This is a genomic window from Nocardiopsis sp. NPDC055824 (assembly GCF_053616335.1).
The window spans coordinates 1-17,314 of sequence record NZ_JBSHDN010000036.1; the positions used below are offsets into that span (position 1 = coordinate 1).

Consider the following 17,314-nt stretch of genomic DNA (forward strand, 5'->3'; position numbering starts at 1 on the left):
AACGCCGACGCCAACGACCCCCGCAAACGCTCCACATGCGGGGTGTGGGAGGCATAGTCCACCGCGATCCGACGAACACGCACCCCCGACTCCTCGTAGTCCTTGGCCAGGCGGACCACCGCCTCCGTCTCACCGGCGATCACGGTCGAGGAGGGGCTGTTGACCACGGCCACGTGCAGGCGTCCGTCCCAGGCGTCCAGGTCCTCGCGGACCCGGGCCTCGGGAAGGGCGACGGCGACCATGGCGCCGGTCCCGGACAGCTCCAGGAGGGCCCGGCTGCGCAGCGCCGCCACCCTCGCCCCGTCCTCCAACGACAGCGCACCCGACACACACGCCGCCGCCACCTCCCCCTGCGAATGCCCCACCACCGCAGCCGGACGCAGACCGTGCGAGAGCCACAGCTGCGCCAGGGCGACCATCACCGCCCACAACACCGGCTGCACCACGTCCACACGCTCCAACGAAGGCGCACCCTCCTCCCCCCGCAACACCGAGACCAGCGACCAGTCGACATACGGCGCCAACGCCCGCTCACACTCCGCGATCCGCTCCGCGAACACCGGTGAGGAATCCAACAACTCCACCGCCATCCCCTCCCACTGACCACCCTGACCAGGGAAGACGAGGACGGGCATCCGGTCGGGGGCAGCTCGCCCCGTCACCACGGCAGGGGTGGGACGCCCCTCGGCGAGGGCCCGGAGCCCGTCGAGGAGGTCGGCACGGCCGTCGCCCAGCACCACGGCCCTGTCGTCGAAGGCCGTGCGGGTGGTCGCCAGCGACCACCCCACGTCCACCGGGTCCAGACCGGGATCCGCACCGACCCGGTCGCGCAGACGGGCGGCCTGGTCGGCCAGTGCCGCGCCGCCGCGCGCCGACAGGGGCCAGAGCACGGGGCCGCGGACGCGCTCCGCCCCTCCGGGGCCGCTTTCCGCGGCCGGACGGGCGGCCTGGTCCGCACCTGCGCGCACGGGGGCGTCCTGGGCGCCGGGCTCGGAAGCGCCGGACCGCTCCTCCGTGGGCGCCTGCTCCAGGACGAGGTGGGCGTTGGTGCCGCTCATCCCGAAGGAGGAGACCGCCGCGCGCCGGGGGCGGCCGGTCTCCGGCCACGGCCGCGCCTCGGTGAGGAGCTCCACGGCGCCGGAGGACCAGTCCACGTGCGGGGTGGGCTCGTCGGCGTGGAGCGTCCGCGGCAGCACCCCGTGGCGCAGCGCGAGGACGAGCTTGATGAGCCCGGCGATCCCTGCGGCCGCCTGGGGGTGGCCGAGGTTGGACTTGAGCGAGCCCAGCCACAGGGGGTGATCGCCCGCCCGGCCCGGACCGTAGGCGGAGATCAGCGCCTGCGCCTCGATGGGGTCGCCGAGCGCGGTCCCGGTCCCGTGGGCCTCGACGAGGTCGACGTCGGCCGGGGTGAGCCTGGCGTCCTCCAGCGCGCGGGCGATGACCCGCTCCTGGGAGGGGCCGTTGGGCGCGGTCAGGCCGTTGGAGGCGCCGTCCTGGTTGACCGCGCCGCCCCGGATCACCGCCAGCACCCGGTGCCCGTTGCGCCGCGCGTCCGACAGGCGCTCCAGCGCGACCATTCCGGCCCCCTCCGAGAAGCCCGCGCCGTCGGCCCCGGCCCCGAAGGCCTTGCAGCGGCCGTCGGAGGCGAGGCCCCTGAGGTGGGTGAACTCGGTCAGGACGCCGGGGGTGGCCATCACCGTCGCCCCGCCGGCGAGTGCGAGTGAGCATTCATCGGCACGCAGCGCCCGCACGGCCAGATGCACGGCCACCAGAGAGGAGGAGCAGGCGGTGTCCACCGTGACGGCGGGGCCGGTCAGGCCCAGGACGTAGGACAGCCGGCCGGAGGCGACGCTGTTGGTGGTGCCGGTGATCGCGAACCCGTCGCCGGGCGCCTCGGTCAGCCGGGGCCCGTACTCCTGCGCGATGGCCCCGACCCACACGCCGGCGTCTCCGCCGGCCAGGGTCTGCGGCGGGATCCCCGCGTTCTCGACGGCCTCCCAGGCCACTTCGAGGAGGAGCCGCTGCTGGGGGTCCATCGCCTCGGCCTCCTTCGGGGAGATCCCGAAGAAGGCGGGGTCGAAGGCGGCCGGGTCGTCGAGGAACGCGCCCTGCGCCATGGCCGACCCGCCCTCCTCCCCGTCCTTGCCCAGGAGGGCGTCCAGGTCCCAGCCCCGGTCGGAGGGCAGGGGGCCCAGTGCCTCGCCGCCGCGCTCCAGCAGGTCCCACAGGGCTTCGGGGGTGTCTATCCCCCCGGGGAGACGGCAGCCCATACCGACGATCGCGATCGGCTCCGGCGCGCGGTCGAGTTCCTCGCGCAGTCGCTCGTTCTTCTTGAGCGCGGCGCGCAGGGCCGCGACGAGCTTGCTGTCCTGATCGTTACTGATAGCCATCAACCGTCTCCTGTTCACCCTCGGGCGCGGTGTCGTCGGCTGCCAGGGCGAGCCCCAGCAGGTCCTCCACGTCCATGTCGTCGATGTCGCTGGCGCCGGGGCCGTCGGTCTCCTTCTCGGTCTCCCCGGTACGGGCCGGTTCCGGCGCCGCCGGCTCGTCGGGGAACAGCCTTCCGGCGATGAGCCGGGCCAGTGCGCGGGGGGTCGGGTGGTCGAACACGGCGGTCGCGGGCAGGCGGAGGCCGGAGAGGGCGCCGAGCCGGTTGCGCAGTTCGACCCCGGTCAGCGAGTCCAGTCCGAGCTCCCGGAAGGGGCGGTCCGCCGGAACACCTGACGCCCCCTCCTGTTCCGCCCGCCCGAGCACGACGGCCGTGTGCGTGCGGACCTCGGCGAGCAGCGCCCGCTCACGCTCGGGCCCGCTCAGGTCCGCGAACCGCTCGGCCCCCAGGGGGGCCTCCCCGGTCCGCTCGGCGCCGCCCACGGCGTCCCGCCGGTCGGCGAGTCCGCCCAGGACCTGGAGCACGGGGCCGTTCTCCAGGTCGAGCAGGGCGGGGACGACGTTCTCGTGCCCCAGGTACAGGGCCCGGTCCATCGCGGCCAGGGCGCGGTCGGTCGGCATCGGCAGCAGGCCGTTCCGGCCGAGGGTGTCCAGGTCGCCGCCGTCCAGGTGGCCGGTCATCCCGCTCGCCTCGCCCCACAGCCCCCAGGCCAGGGACGTGGCGGGGAGCCCGCGTTCGCGCCGGTGGTGCGCCAGGGCGTCGCAGAAGACGTTGGCCGCGGCGTAGTTGGCCTGGCCGGGGCTGCCCAGGGTGCCCGTCACCGAGGAGAAGAGGACGAACGCGCCCAAGTCCAGGTCGGCGGTGAGCTCGTGCAGGTTCCAGGCGGCGTCGACCTTGGGCCGCAGGACCGTCTCCAGCTGGTCGGGCCCGAGGGAGAGCACGGTGGCGTCGTCGAGCACACCGGCGGTGTGCACGACGGCGCTCAGCGGGCGGTCGCCGGGCAGGCCGTCGAGCAGCCGGGCCAGGGAGTCGCGGTCGGCCGTGTCGCAGGCGTGGACGCCCACGCGCGCGCCGAGCCCGCGCAGTTCGCCGGTCCGCGCGTCCTGCCCGTCGGCGGCGGCGCCGCTGCGGCTGACCAGGGTCAGGTCGCGCACGCCGTACCGGGTGACCAGGTGGCGGGCCACCTGGTGGCCGAGGGTCCCGGTGCCGCCGGTGACCAGCACGGTGCCCTCCTGGGGGAAGGGCGCCGGCACGCTCAGGACGATCTTGCCGACGTTCTCGCCGCGTTCCAGGACGCCGAACGCCTCCTTGGCGTCCCGGACGTCCCGGACGGTCATCGGCAGGGGCGTGAGGGCCCCGGACGAGAAGAGCTCCATGATCCGTTCGAGCATCTGTCCGATCCGTGCCGGATCCACGTCGGGCAGGAGGAAGGACTGGTAGCCGCGCCCCGGGTGGGCGGCGGAGACCGCCTCGTCGGTGCGGATGTCGGTCCGACCCATTTCCACGAAGCGGCCGCCGGCCCCCGAGGTTCCGCCGGGCGTGGCCAGGAGCCTCAGCGAGGCGTCGACGAACTCACCGGTGAGCGAGTTCAGGACCACGTCCATGCCGCGCCCGCCGTTGGCGGCGCGCAGGGAGGACTCGAAGTCGAGGGTGCGTGAGGAGGCCAGGTGCTTCTTCTCCAGGCCGAAGTCCTCCAGGACCGGCCACTTGTGGGGGCTGGCGGTGGCGAACACCCTGGCCCCCATGTGGCGGGCGAGCTGGACCGCCGCCAGGCCCACGCCGCCCGCGGCCGCGTGCACCAGGACGCTCTCTCCCGGGCGCACCGCCGCAAGGTCGACCAGGCCGTGGTAGGCGGTCAGGTAGACGACCGGCACGGCGGCCGCCTGCTCGAAGGACCAGCCCTCGGGGATGCGGGTGATGTGGCGGCGGTCGGCCACCGCCATCGGACCGAAGGCCCCGCCGAACATGCCCGTGACCCGGTCCCCCGGCTCCAGGTCGGTGACCCCGGGGCCGGTCTCCAGGACGATCCCCGCCCCTTCGAGCCCCATCCCGTAGTCGTCGTCGACCATGCCGAGCGCGACCACGACGTCGCGGAAGTTCACGCCGGCGGCGCGGACGGAGATGCGCACCTGTCCCTCCCCCAGCGGCGCGGCCGCCTCCGGGGCGGGCACCGGTGTGAGGGAGTCCAGCGACCCGGCCCCACGGCTGCCGAGCCGCCACAGGGCGCCGGCCGGGGAGGGCGCCCCCTCCTCCTCCGCCGGGGCGAGGCGGGGTACCAGGACCCCGCCCGACCGAAGCGCCAGCTGGGGCTCGCCCAGGTCCGCGACGGTGGCCAGCGCCCTGTGGGAGTCCTCGGAGCCGTCGGAGTCGACGATCACCAGGCGGTCGGGGTGCTCGCGCTGGGCCGAGCGCAGCAGGCCCCACGCCGGGGACGCCGCGAGGCCGCTGAGCCGGTCGTCGGGGTGGGCCACCACCGCGCGCCAGGTCACCAGCACCAGGCGGGCGTGCCCCGTGCGCTCGTCGGACAGCCACGAGCGCACCGACCCCAGGGCCGAGCGCAGCCCCTCGCGCACGGCGTCGGGGACCGATCCGTGGTCGGCGTAGACCGCGCGCGGCGGGAGTTCGGCGTAGACCACGTCGGGCACGGGACCCTCGGGGTCCAAGGCGTCCAGGGAGGCGAGACCGGTCGGGATGTCCCGCCCCGGGTCTGGCGCTTCCAGGGCCTCCCACCGCAGCCGGTACAGTCCGGGCTCCTCCGGCGACTGCGGGAGGGCGTCGGTGTCGACGGGGCGCATGACGAGCTCGTCGACGGTCAGGACGAGCGCCCCGTCACCGTCGAAGGCGGTGAGCCGGTAGCGGTCCCGGCCGAGCGTCTCCCAGCGCACCCGCAGCTCGGCGGGCGGTGCGACGGCAGAGACCGTCCGGACCCCGGTCCAGGCGAAGGGGACCAGTGGCACCCCGCCCCCGGAGGAGCCGAACAGGAGCACCGCGTGCAGGGCGGCGTCCAGCAGGGCCGGGTGGGGCCCCTCGAAGGCGCCGCGCGTGCGGCCGGGCAGGGCGACCTCGGCCAGGAGCGTCCCGTTCCGGTCGCGCCAGGCGCGGCGCAGGCCCCGGAAAGCGGGGCCGTAGGCGTAGCCGCGCCGGGCCAGGCCCTGGTACTCGGCGTCGGCGTCGAACTCCAGGGGGGAGGCGTCGGCCGTCGACCAGGCGGGCTCCGCCGCAGCGGAGCCCCTCCCCGCGGCTCCGGCGTCCCAGGCACTCGCGTCGTCCTCGGGTTCGAGCATGCCGGAGGCGTGCCGGGTCCACGCCCCGCCGCCTTCCCCGCGCGAGTGGACGCCCACCTCGCGGCGTCCCCGCCGGTCCGGTCCGCCCACGGTCACCTGCACCGCGGCCGCCCCGTCCCGGGGCAGGGCCAGGGGCGTCTCCAGGGTCAGGTCGGTGACGACCGGGCTCCCGGTGCGCGCGCCCGCGTGCAGGGCGAGCTCGGCCAGGGCCGTCCCCGGGAGGATGGTCCGCCCCAGCAGCCCGTGGTCGGCCGTCCAGGGGTGGTCGGCGGCGCCGACCTCCCCCGTGAACACGGTGGAGCCGTCGGCCAGTTCCAGCCCCTCGTCCGCGAGCAGCGCGGTACCGGTCGGGGCCGGGGCGGTGACGGGCGGCGCCCAGTGCCTGCGGCGCCGGAAGGGCAGGTCCGGCAGCAGGACGGGGGCGCCCTCGTCGGAGACCCCCTCCAGGACGAGGTGGGCGTTGGTGCCGCTGATACCGAAGGAGGACACCGCCGCGCGCCGGGGGCGGCCGGTGTCGGGCCAGGGCTCGTTCTCGGTGAGCAGGCGCACCCCGCTGCCGTCCCAGCCCACCCTGCTGGTGGGGGCGTCGGCGTGGAGGGTCCGGGGCAGGCGCCCGTGGCGAAGGGCCTGCACGGTCTTGATCACCCCGGCGACGCCGGCGGCGGCCTGCGCGTGCCCGATGTTGGACTTGAGCGAGCCCAGGCGCAGCGGCTCGGCGCCGTCGCCCCTGCCACGGCCGTACACGGAGATGAGCGCCCTGGCCTCGATCGGGTCGCCGAGCCGGGTACCGGTGCCGTGGGCCTCCACGGCGTCCACCTCGCCGGCCTCCAGCCCGGAGGCGGCCAGGGCCCGCTCGATGACGTCCTCCTGTGCCTTGCCGTTGGGGGCGGTGAGCCCGTTGCTCGCGCCGTCGGAGTTGACCGCGCTGCCGCGGAGCAGGGCCAGGACGGGCCGTCCGGCCCGCCTCGCCCGGGAGGCGCGCTCCAGGAGGAGCATCCCGGCGCCCTCCGCCCACGCGGTTCCGTCCGCGTCGTCGGAGAAGGCCTTGCACCGGCCGTCGGCGGACAGCCCGCGCTGGGCGGAGAACTCCAGGAACATGCCGGGCGAGGACATCACGGTGACGCCGCCGGCGAGCGCCATCGCGCACTCGCCCCTGCGGATCGCCTCCGCCGCCTGGTGGAGGGCCACCAGGGAGGAGGAGCAGGCGGTGTCGATGGTGAGCGCCGGGCCCCTCAGCCCGAGCACGTAGGCGACGCGCCCGGAGGCCACGCTCATCGTCGAACCGGTGAGCCGGTACCCGGCGTCGCCCTGCCCCGCGGGGTCGGACAGCCGGGGGCCGTAGTCGCCGGGCATCGCGCCGACGAACACGCCGACCTGCTCCCCGCGCAGGTCGTCGGTGGAGAGCCCGGCGCGCTGGACCGCCTCCCAGGAGGTCTCCAGGAGCAGCCGCTGCTGGGGGTCCATGGCGTCGGCCTCGCGCGGGGAGATCCCGAAGAAGTCGGCGTCGAACATGTCGGCGTCGTACAGGAACCCGCCCCTGCGGGTGTAGGTGCGTCCGGGGGTCCCGGGTTCGGGGTCGTAGAGGGCGTCCAGGTCCCAGAACCGGTTGTCGGGGAAGTCACCGACGGCGTCCACGCCCTCTTCGACCAGGCGCCACAGCTCCTCCGGCGAGGACGCACCGCCCGGCAGGCGGCAGGCCATGGCCGTGATGGCGATGGGGTCGTCCGCGGCGGGCTCCCGGACGGGCCGGGCCCCGGCGGACTCCGGCCGACGGCCCGTCGCGGCCGGCCGTCCGGCCTCGGCCTCCCCCTCCGCGGTGATCTCGTCGCCGCCCAGTTCGCCGGTGAGGAAGTCCGCCAGCCCGGCCGGGGTGGGCACCTCGAACAGGAGGGTGTCGTCCAGCCGGACGCCGGTGGCCCCCTGGACCGCGTCCCGCAGTTCGAGCGTCATGACGGAGTCGAAGCCCAGATCCCGGAACGCCCGGTGCTCGTCCCCCGGGTCGAGCGCGTCGCGGTCCAGGACGCGTGCCGTGCACGCGTACACCAGGCCGGCGACCGTCTCCGTGCGGGGTGCTCCGGCCCCGCCCTCCCCGGCGGCCGGCTGCGGCGGGGCCCAGCTCACCGAGCCCTCGTGGCGGAGCCCGTCCGCCCCCTCCGGCCAGAAGGCCCTGCGCTGGAACTGGTAGGTGGGAAGGTCCGTGCGGCGCGCGCCGGTGCCCTCGAACAGCACGGGCCAGTCGATGTCCACGCCGGCGCTGAAGGCGCGGGCCGCGGCCGTGAGCAGTTGCGCCTCGTCCCCCTCGCCGCGCCGCAGGGTCTTGAGCACGTGGCCGGAGACGCCCGCGCGCTCCAGGGAGCCGCGGACTCCGTGCGCCAGCACCGGGTGCGGGCCCACCTCCAGGAAGATCCGGTGGCCGTCCGCCACCAGGGCGTCGACGGCGTCGGCGAACAGGACGGGGTTGCGCAGCCCGGAGTACCAGTACGCCGCGTCCATGGGGGTCCTGCCCAGTTCCCCGCCGGTGAGCGTGGAGTAGACGGGGATCCGCGGACGGCGCCAGCGCACCTTCCCGAGGTACTGGGTGACGCTGTCGCGGATGCGCTCCACGTGGGCGGAGTGCGACGCGTAGTCCACGTCGACCAGGGCTCCGTGTGCTCCGGCGTCCACGCAGCGCTCCACGGCCTCGCGCACCGAGTGCGGGTTCCCCGACACCACCACGGACGAGGGGCCGTTGACGGCCGCCACGTGCAGGTCGGGCAGGGAGCGGGCCAGTTTCTCCGCCTCCGGGGGGGTGACGCCCAGCGAGGCCATGGCCCCGCTGCCCGCGAGCGCGGTCAGGGCACGGCTGCGCAGCGCCACGATCCGGGCCGCCTCGTCCAGGGTGAGCGCGCCGGCCACGCACGCGGCCGCCAGCTCGCCCTGGGAGTGCCCGACCACCGCCGAGGGCTGCACACCGAGGGACTCCCACACCCGGGCGAGGGAGACCATGACCGCCCACAGCACCGGCTGGACGACGTCCGCCCCCGCCTGGCCGCCGGTCAGGGGCGGGGCCTGCGGCTCACCGCGCAGGACGGAGGTGAGCGCCCAGTCCACGTAGGGCTCCAGCGCGCGTTCGCACTCGGCGACGCTGCGGGTGAACTCCTCGGCCATCGCCCCCTCCCCGTCGAGCAGGTCGCGGCCCATGCCGAGCCACTGCCCGCCCTGACCGGGGAAGACGAGGACCGGTCCGGGTCCGCCCACGACGGCGGGGCCCTCGGGGCGCACGGACTCCAGCTCCCTGGTCCCGCCCTCTCCCGCGGCGAAGACCACGGCGCGGTGCTCGAACACGTCCCTGGTGGTGGCCAGGGAGAGGCCGACGTCGCGGGCCCGGACGCCGGGGTTGGCGGACACGTAGGCGTGCAGGGCCGAGGCCTGGGCGCGCAGCGCCTCCTCGGAGCGTCCCGTCAGCACCCACGGGACGGGGTCCAGGGTGCGCGACGCGGGCGTCTCGGCGGTGGCTCGGCCGGCGACGGGGGCGGGGCCGAGGACCAGGTGGCAGTTGGCGCCGCCCATGCCGAAGGAGGACACCCCCGCAAGGGGGGCGTGGCTCGGCCAGGGCTCGCGGCGGGTCTGCACCGCCAGGCCCAGGGCGTCGAGGTCGATGGCGGGGTGGGGCTCGCTGAAGTTCAGGGTCGGGGGGATCTGCTGGTGCTCCAGGCCGAGGGCGGTCTTGATCAGCCCGACGATGCCCGAGGCGCCCTCCAGGTGGCCCACGTTGGTCTTGGCCGAGCCCACCCGCAGCGGTTCCTCCCGGCCCTCGGCGAACACCTCGCCGAGGGCTGCGGCCTCAACGGGGTCGCCCGCCGGGGTGCCGGTGCCGTGCAGTTCGACGTAGGCGACCTGGCCGGGCTCCTTGCCCGCGTTGGCGTAGGCCGCACGGGCCACGTCGGCCTGGCCCTCGACCGTGGGCCTGGTGAGGTACTCGGTGGCGCCGGAGTGGTTGACCGCCCCGCCGTGGATGACGGCGTGGACGCGGTCGCCCTCCGCCAGCGCACGGCCCAGTGGTTTGAGCACGACGACGGCGCCGCCCTCGCCGCGCACGTAGCCGTCGGCCCGGGAGTCGAAGGTGTGGCTGCGGGCGCTGGGCGACAGCCCCCCGAAGCGGGCGACGCGCTCGGTGCTCTCGGGGACCAGGATCAGGTTGACGCCGCCGGCCAGGGCGAGGTCGGACTCGCCCCGGCGCAGGCTCTCGACCGCCAGGTGCACGCTGACCAGGGCGGAGGACTGTCCGGAGTCCACGGTGAGGCTGGGGCCGCGCAGTCCCAGGAAGTGGGAGAGCCGGTTCGCGATCATGCCCCGGTTGGTGCCGGTCAGGGTGTGGTGGGTGATGGCTTCGGAGCCGCCGCGGTCGTGGAGGAGCGCGTAGTCGGAGTTGATCGCGCCGGCGAACACGCCCACGCGGGCGTCGCGCAGCGCTCCGGGGGCCGTCCGGGACCGCTCCACCGCTTCCCAGCCCAGTTCGAGCATGAGCCGTTGCTGGGGGTCCATGGCCAGGGCCTCGCGTGGCGAGATGCCGAAGAACCCGGCGTCGAAGCACTCCGCGTCGTGGAGGTAGCCCCCCCAGTGCGGTCCGCGCTCCGCGGAGCCCCCGCCCAGGCGCTCGGGGGGCGGCGAGATCGCCTCCCGCCCCTCGCTCAGCATCCTCCAGAACGCCTCCGGCGTGCCGGCGCCCGGCAGGCGGCAGGATATCCCCACGATGGCGATGGGCTCCCAGGAACTATTGGTCAGGGTTCCTGCAGGTCCGCCACTCACGTTCGCTGCCCTTCACTCTCGACTGTCCTCGATGTTCCGGACACCGCCGAGGGCCGGTGCCCTGCCCGTGCAAATGCACGCCGTGAACACTGGACCGGGGCGGTATTCACACACTGGGGAGTACCGAGCCCCGGAGCTTCTGAGGACCACAAGAACTACCCCAGGAAACACCATTCGGGGTCAAACGGGATCCAACTCGCTAGAGCGTAACCCCTGATTAGGAGCACTGACAATAGAGGGTTCCCTTTCGGACAGATAATTTCGGTCAGGAGAGTAAACGATTAATGGCGAAGCAACAATTCATCCCGTCACCCCGCCTCAGCCGTGGGACACCCCGTGTGATACGCGAAAAGGCCCGGCGCCCGAGAGGCGCCGGGCCTGAAGCACCGGACGTGGGCCGGGATCAGCCGGCGTGCCGGGCCCGGACCTCGCTGATGTACCTCTCGGCGACCACGGGATCGAACATCCACGTCTTGTAGTCCGACGGGCAGTCCCATCCCTGAATCCACCGATCGGCGATCTCGGGAAACTCGGATGCCGCGTTCATGACGTTCATGATGTGCTCTGGCAGCGCCTGCTCGACCATCGAGGAGGCGAACTCGGCCCACTCCTGGTTGTCCTGTCCGAATTCCCAGAAGCGGTCGAAGGCTGTGATCATGAACTCTTCGTCGAACACCTGGTCACCGCGTTCGATGATGCTCTCCAGGTAGGCCTCGGCACACCGTGTGGAGTTGTTCCAGCTCTGTCCCACGAACGGGTCCATGGTCACCACCACGTCGGCCATGCCGATGACCTTGCCGCCGGACGGCAGGGTCCCCACCGGGTTGCGCACCTGCGGGGTGAGGTCTTCGACGAGGGTGCTGCGGCCGTCCATCAGGACGGCGTCCTTGGCTCGCTCGAAGAACTCGGGGGCGTACTTGCGCATGAGGTCCTTCATGCGCCGCAGCTGCTCCTCGGGGCCCGGCCGGTCCGGCCAGGCGTCCATCGGACCGCCCTTCTTGTCCACCAGGAGGATGTTGTGGGCGGGCCCCTCCTGGGTGAGCATCGGGAGCAGGAGGATGTTCCCGGCCTCCTCCGTCACCCCGAACCAGCCGATGTTAGCCGAGTCCCCCGTGTCCGGGGGCCACAGGTCGTAGACGTAGGCCTGGGCGAGAGCCCTGGGCCGCGTCCCGCTGAAGCGGCTGTCGTCGTAGTCGAAGAGCTGGCCCAGCTCCCCGTGGCCGACCGCGACGACGATCAGGTCGAACATCCGGGAGAAGTAGTCCAGGTCGGTCACCGTGACGCCGTGGATCACGACCTTGCCGCCCCGGTCCTCGAAGGACTCCAGCCAGTCGGCCATCTTCACCCGGCGGTCGACCGACACCGAGTAGCCGTTGCCGGGGTCGGAGCGCCCCTTCACGGCCATCACGGGCTGCCCCTCCCTGTACACGGCCAGCTTCTGTTCGCGGATCTGCGGTGAGAGCGCGCTCCAGAAGTCGAGGTCGAACTTGCGCTCGCACTCCAGGGCCGTGGGGAAGGTGAACTGGGAGATGGAGGGTTTGCCGGTCCTGATCTCCAGCGAGGACTGCCCCGTGATCACCGTGACGTCGTAGCCGTGGTTCAGGAGACCGTGAGCCAGGTGCAGGCCGGCGTGACCCGCGCCGACGATAAGGATCTTGCGCATGTTCGCTAACTTTCCTGGGGAATCTACGGGGCCGTGGGGAGGCCGAGGCCTCCCCACCCGTCAGGCGACGGGCTCGCTGGTGCGGTTGTGCTCCAGGGCGTACCTGAGAAGTGCCTTGAGCACATCGCCCCCGGACAGGCGGTTGCGGGCGTCGAAGTCGATGATCGGCACCTCGGGACTGACCTCCAGGGCCTCGCGGACCTGCTCGGAGGTGTAGTCGAGGTGGCCCTCGAACTTGTTCAGCGCCACGATGTAGGGGATGCGCTTGTTCGTCTCGAAGTAGTCGACGGCGTCGAAGGAGTCCGCGAGCCTTCGGCAGTCGACCACGACGACGGCGCCCACGGCGCCGCGGACGAGGTCGTCCCACATGAACCAGAACCGGGCCTGGCCCGGGGTTCCGAACATGTACATGACCAGCTCGTCGTCGATGGTGATGCGGCCGAAGTCCATCGCGACGGTGGTGGTCGTCTTGTCGGGGGTGACCGAGGTGTCGTCGTGTCCGACGCTCGCCTCGGTCATGATCGCCTCTGTCGTGACCGGGGGAATCTCCGACACCGAGCGCACCAAGGTCGTCTTGCCGGCGCCGAAGCCACCGGCGATGACGATCTTGCTCGACATCTTCTTGCGATTCGACCGCTTGTCACTGGAAAAGTCGTTCGAGACCACGAAGAGCCCTCTCCAGAACCTGGTTTTCCGATGGACTGCTGCCGGTGATGGTCGGGTGGATGTACACGAGGTCCTGCTCGGCCAGGTCGCTGACCAGTACCTGTGTGACGCCCAGGGGGATGTTCAGCTCGGCCGACACCTCGGCGAGCGACCGGGTCTCCCGGCACAGTTTGTAGATGTTGATCGACTCCGGCATGAGGGTGCCAGGAGGTTCCTGCCCGGGCTCGGACGTCGAGACCAGGGTCTGCACCATCAGCGGATGCCGTGACCGCGTCCGCCCACCGGTGAAGGTGAACGGGCGGACACGGTTACTCCTTCGCCTGCGGAAGCTCATAGCCGCAGCAACCTCATTCCTGCCGAACCGTCACGGGTCACCCTCGTCAGTTCTGGATGACTTCGCGCAGCTGCGAGCGCAGCTGCGGCGTGAGAACGTGGGCCACGTTCTCGACCAGCTTGGCCATCTGGAAGCCGACGAGCTTGAGTTCCGTGCCGGGGGCGGTGAGGACCGCCATGCAGGAACCGTCGCTGATGGCCATGATGAAGAGGTGGCCGTGGTTGAAGCGCACGAGCAGCTGCTCGCACTCACCGCGCTGGAACAGTTGGGCTCCACCGACCGCGAGGCTGTGCAGACCGCTGGCGATGGCCGCGAGCTGCTCGGCGTGCTCCTCGGGGAAGTCACTGGAGTGGGTCAGGACCAGGCCGTCGGACGAGACCACCACGGCGTGCTCGACGCCCCGCACGTCCCGGACGAACCGGTCGATGAGCCACGAGAAGTTCTCCACGCTGTCGTTCACGGATTCAGTCATCGTTGTGTCCTACCTGCCTCGGCCGAGTATCGGGTTCGCTGTGTACGGAGGGTGTGCGTGCACACCGGGGGGTGCTCCTGTGAGCCCCTGGGGAACGGTGGCGTCACTTGTCGTCGCCCTCGATCTCCTCGCCCTCCAGAGCGGCGCGCTCCCCTTCGAGGAAGTCGCCGAGCTCGTCGCGGATCTGCGCGGCCCTGGCCTCCCCCGTCAGCTTGGGCGGGGTGTCGGCGCGGCCCTTGGGGGGTTCCGTGACCGTTCCGGGGCGCGGCATCCTCCGCAGGGGCGAGCCGTGCGGGGTGGCGCTGCGCCGGGGCAGTCCGGCCGCGGTGACCGAGGAGGCCGCGCCTTCCTTGGGAGCGGACGCGGGGACCCCGTTCGCGCCGGTGCCCGGGATGGGCCGGGGGGCCGCCGGGGCGATGGGGGCCGCGGGGGCCTTGACCGTCGGGATCGTGGACGTGCGCGCCTGTCCGGGCGTGCGGGGGGTGGCCACGCGCAGCAGCTCCTTGGGGATGATCGCGTAGGCGCTCACCCCGCGGAAGGACCGGGATTCGAGTCTGGTCTCCAGCCCGTGCTTGATCGCGATCCGGCTCGCGACGTAGAGGCCCATGTGGCGGGGCACCTCGTCGTCGAGGACCGGCTGACCGCCCAGGCGGGCGTTGAGCTCGGCCAGCTGGTTCTCGGGGATGCCCACGCCCTCGTCCTCGACGACGATCATGAGGCGGCCGTCGTCCATCTCCTGGCCGCTGATCACGACCTGGGAGTGCTCGGGCGAGTTGGCGGTGGCGTTGTCCAGCAGCTCGGCGAGGAGGTGGCTGATGTCGTCGGCCGCCATACCGGTGATGGAGGTCTGCGGGAGCTTGCCCAGGCGGACCCGGGGGTAGTCCTTGATCTCGGACGTGGCCGCGCGGGCGACGTCGAGCAGGGGGACGATCTCGTCGTGGGCGTCGGACTCTCCGCCGTCGTGTCCGGTGAGCACCAGGAGGTTCTCCCCGTTGCGCCGCATCCGGGTCGCGAAGTTGTCGATCTGGAAGAGCTTGTCGAGCAGGTCGGGGTCCTGGGCGTCGGTCTCCAGTTCCTCGACCATCTCCAGCAGCGCGTCCACGAGCGAGAGGTCGCGCATCGCCAGGCCGGCGAGCGCCTCGTTGAGGAGGGTGCCCTGCTTGCCGCGCAGCGCGGCGATCTCCTCGACGAGCGCGGCCCGCTCGGGGAGGTCGCTGGGGACCTCCGACTGTGCCGGGGCCCGCTCCTCCTCGGGGGCGGCGGCCGTGCCGGGCTCGGGGGCCTCGACCGGGGCGGCCGGGGCCCCGGTGACGGCCTTGGGCTCGGGCTCCGCGGCGACCGCGGGGGCGGGCGCGGCCTCCTCCACGGCCCTGGCCCGCTCGGCCGCCCTGTCCTCCCGCACCTCTTCGGCGGTGGTGCGCCCGGCGTGCTCGGCCAGCAGCGCGCCGGCGGACTCGGTGGTGATCACCTGCGGCTGCTGTCCGGCGGCGAGCACGATGACGTGCTGGACGGGCTGGCCGTAGGGGTTGTACTGCCCCGGGTAGAAGACCGGCTGGCCGTGGAGCACGTAGCCGGGCGGCTGGAAGGGCATCGGGTAGGGGCTCGGGTAGGCGACCACGGGCTGCTGCGGGTACGGCGCCGGGTAGGGCGCGTGCTGCGGCGGCATGGGCTGGCCCTGCGGCGGCGCGTAGGCGCCGTACTGCGGGGGCGGCGGGGGCGCGTAGGCGTCCTGCCGGTGCGCCGGGTAGCCGGCGGGGGCCTGCGGGTGGGGCTGGTACTGCTCGTGCCCGGCGTAGCGCGGCGGCTCGTAGGGGTTGCCGTACTGGCCGCCCCGGGGGGCCTCGCCCTGGTACTGGCCGGCCTGCGGGGCCGGGCCCTGGTGGCGTCCGTCGCCCTGGTAGGGCGCCGCGTACCGGCCGTCGGGGGGCTGCGGGGCCTGGCTCCGGTCGCCCGGGTACTGCTGGCCCGCGCGCGGCGCGTCGCCGTACCGCTGCTCGGAGTAGCGCTCCTGGACGGGCGGCTCGTGCGAGGTGCTCGGCTGCTGGTAGGGGGACGGCGCCTGCGCCTCGGGGCGCTCCGGCTGCGGGGCCTGGGCGCTCCGCCCGGGGCTCGCCCGAACCGGCGGAGGGCTGCTGGGGCCGGTCGGCGGGCCGCTGCCACGCCTCCTGGCTCTGCTGAGCCGCCTGGCTCAGCTGCGCCGCCTGGGGGGTGCCCGTGCGGGGCTCGGGCCACCTGGCCTCGGAGGCGGGTGCCTCCTGGCGCTGGGGCTCGGGGGCCGGTGTGTGCGTCGCAGGGGCCTCGGGCCGCTCTGCGCGCTCTGGCGAGGAGGAGGTGTCGGTCATGGTGTCCGTCGTGGCGGGGATGTGCGGGCTGCGCGGTTCGGGCTCGTCGAGCCCGACGCCGCGCCACTGCGTGATCGGGGTGGCGCCGGTGTCGACGTCGTCGACGTTGCTCACCCGCCGGCTCGTGTAGGGGTTGGGAGCGCTCGCCCTGGATGCGGGGCGGTATCCGTTCTCGGCCGATCCCGAGAAGGGCCCGGTGGCGGCGGTGTCTGTCACGGGCGGGAGGGTGTCGCCGCCGGACTCCGCCGTCTCCTTGGCTGCGGGAGCGGCACCGGCAGTGTGCTGGCCGCCTTCCCGGTCCGACGTGCGGCCGGGGGTCTGCGAGTGCGGATGCACGGGATGATGCACGGGATTTCCTTGCTCGGTCTCCGGTGACGGCGGTTCCTGGACCCTGACCATCCGGGAGATGGCCCTGCGGAACCTTCCTTCTCGTTTGGCTCCTTGCCCGTCCTCCGTCGACATCATCGGTCCGTCCCCGCCGGAGCGGGGGCCGGAGCTGTCTCGCGGTGACGGCGCCTCTGCCACAATCTCGTCTCCTCGAATCAGGTGGGCGGATCGGCGGCGGCCCCGCACCACCGCCCCTGACCTGGGAGGTGGCCGCGTCGGAGGCCGAGAGGGCGCACCCGTGGCAGCCGGGTGCCCCCTGCACCGGAGGAACGCCTGGACGAGGGCGGAGCACCCCCGTGCGCGCGGGGACCAGACGGGTACCGACACCCAATCCGGCCACAAGTATGCATGCCCCGCACAATTCCTGTACTTCCACCGAGAACCGTCGTTCGGTTCGTCAGACTAACAAAGGTCTCGCGGCTTGGCAGACGAATCGGGGAAGCATCGGAAAGGCGGCAGGACGGACGCTCCTGACGTGCGAGAACGCCGCACATCGTACGCCAGATCACTTTTGTGAAGTTTGGGGGCTTTTGCCCGCTTCCACTCCTCGCGAGCACCCGTCCGCATGGTTCCGCACACGTGGCCCGGAGTGCCCGACAGAGGCCGTGACCAGCACGGACACGCCCCCGGAGGGCTGGCAGACCTCCCCCTCGGGCCGGTGGGCCCACCGCTCTCGCCGGTCCCGACGATCTTCGTCACACACGGCCCGGGTCGGCAGCGGGATGCGGGGCCCGCCCGCGGCGGGGGGCCGGGGATGCCGCGCATCCCGGAACCGCCTGCCGAGGAGCGTACCCGCACAGGGCGCGCCCGGCACACCGGGGCGGCCGATCCGGCCGACGCGGCCTCCGCAGCCGGGGAGTCGGCGAAGTCGGAGACCGCGCGAGGGAGGCCGAAAAATGTGAAACCACCCCTCCCGCCAACAACAGACAGACCGGAAAATGCCGCATAAGAAGACCGAATCCTGGACAGCCACAGCGCGAACTCCGCCC

At 73.3% G+C, this 17,314-nt stretch carries 8 protein-coding genes; 1 reads left to right on the plus strand and 7 read right to left on the minus strand.

From position 1 onward, the window contains the following. The 7 genes from ACWGL3_RS10560 to ACWGL3_RS10590 form a co-directional block, all read right to left on the minus strand. Positions 1-2,390: type I polyketide synthase (locus ACWGL3_RS10560; protein WP_452461180.1), on the minus strand; the 2,390-nt coding region annotated here is incomplete at its 3' end. After that, a complete protein-coding gene (locus tag ACWGL3_RS10565; protein WP_267946178.1) occupies positions 2,377-10,461 on the minus strand; it encodes a type I polyketide synthase in 8,085 nt (2,694 codons plus the stop codon). The genes ACWGL3_RS10560 and ACWGL3_RS10565, both read right to left, overlap by 14 nt. 403 nt (positions 10,462-10,864) lie before the next feature. Further along, the gene (locus ACWGL3_RS10570; protein WP_267946179.1) at positions 10,865-12,124 is read right to left on the minus strand and encodes a styrene monooxygenase/indole monooxygenase family protein; all 1,260 of its coding nucleotides are present in this window, start codon (positions 12,122-12,124) and stop codon (positions 10,865-10,867) included. A gap of 60 nt (positions 12,125-12,184) precedes the next feature. After that, complete coding sequence (locus ACWGL3_RS10575; RefSeq protein ID WP_344183898.1) at positions 12,185-12,742, minus strand: GTP-binding protein; 558 nt, start codon at positions 12,740-12,742, stop codon at positions 12,185-12,187. Between the two features lie 22 nt (positions 12,743-12,764). Beyond that, the gene (locus ACWGL3_RS10580; RefSeq protein ID WP_082768466.1) at positions 12,765-13,124 is read right to left on the minus strand and encodes a DUF742 domain-containing protein; all 360 of its coding nucleotides are present in this window, start codon (positions 13,122-13,124) and stop codon (positions 12,765-12,767) included. 46 nt (positions 13,125-13,170) lie between these two features. Next, the gene (locus ACWGL3_RS10585) at positions 13,171-13,596 is read right to left on the minus strand and encodes a roadblock/LC7 domain-containing protein (protein WP_267946182.1); all 426 of its coding nucleotides are present in this window, start codon (positions 13,594-13,596) and stop codon (positions 13,171-13,173) included. Between the two features lie 103 nt (positions 13,597-13,699). After that, positions 13,700-15,262: a sensor histidine kinase gene (locus ACWGL3_RS10590; protein ID WP_452461181.1), complete on the minus strand. Its 1,563-nt coding sequence runs from the start codon at positions 15,260-15,262 to the stop codon at positions 13,700-13,702. A gap of 674 nt (positions 15,263-15,936) precedes the next feature. On the opposite strand from ACWGL3_RS10590, the gene ACWGL3_RS10595 reads away from it, so the two are divergent. Further along, positions 15,937-16,068, plus strand: a complete 132-nt coding sequence (locus ACWGL3_RS10595) for a hypothetical protein (RefSeq protein ID WP_352986564.1) — start codon at positions 15,937-15,939, stop codon at positions 16,066-16,068. Positions 16,069-17,314: the final 1,246 nt, after the last annotated feature.

Coding starts and splice junctions, on each gene's coding strand:
- ACWGL3_RS10570 (WP_267946179.1), bottom strand. CDS start 12,124: ATGCGCAAGATCCTTATCGTCGGCGCGGGTCACGCCGGCCTGCACCTG.
- ACWGL3_RS10575 (WP_344183898.1), bottom strand. CDS start 12,742: ATGTCGAGCAAGATCGTCATCGCCGGTGGCTTCGGCGCCGGCAAGACG.
- ACWGL3_RS10580 (WP_082768466.1), bottom strand. CDS start 13,124: ATGAGCTTCCGCAGGCGAAGGAGTAACCGTGTCCGCCCGTTCACCTTC.
- ACWGL3_RS10585 (WP_267946182.1), bottom strand. CDS start 13,596: ATGACTGAATCCGTGAACGACAGCGTGGAGAACTTCTCGTGGCTCATC.
- ACWGL3_RS10590 (WP_452461181.1), bottom strand. CDS start 15,262: ATGCCGCCGCAGCACGCGCCCTACCCGGCGCCGTACCCGCAGCAGCCC.
- ACWGL3_RS10595 (WP_352986564.1), top strand. CDS start 15,937: ATGGTGTCCGTCGTGGCGGGGATGTGCGGGCTGCGCGGTTCGGGCTCG.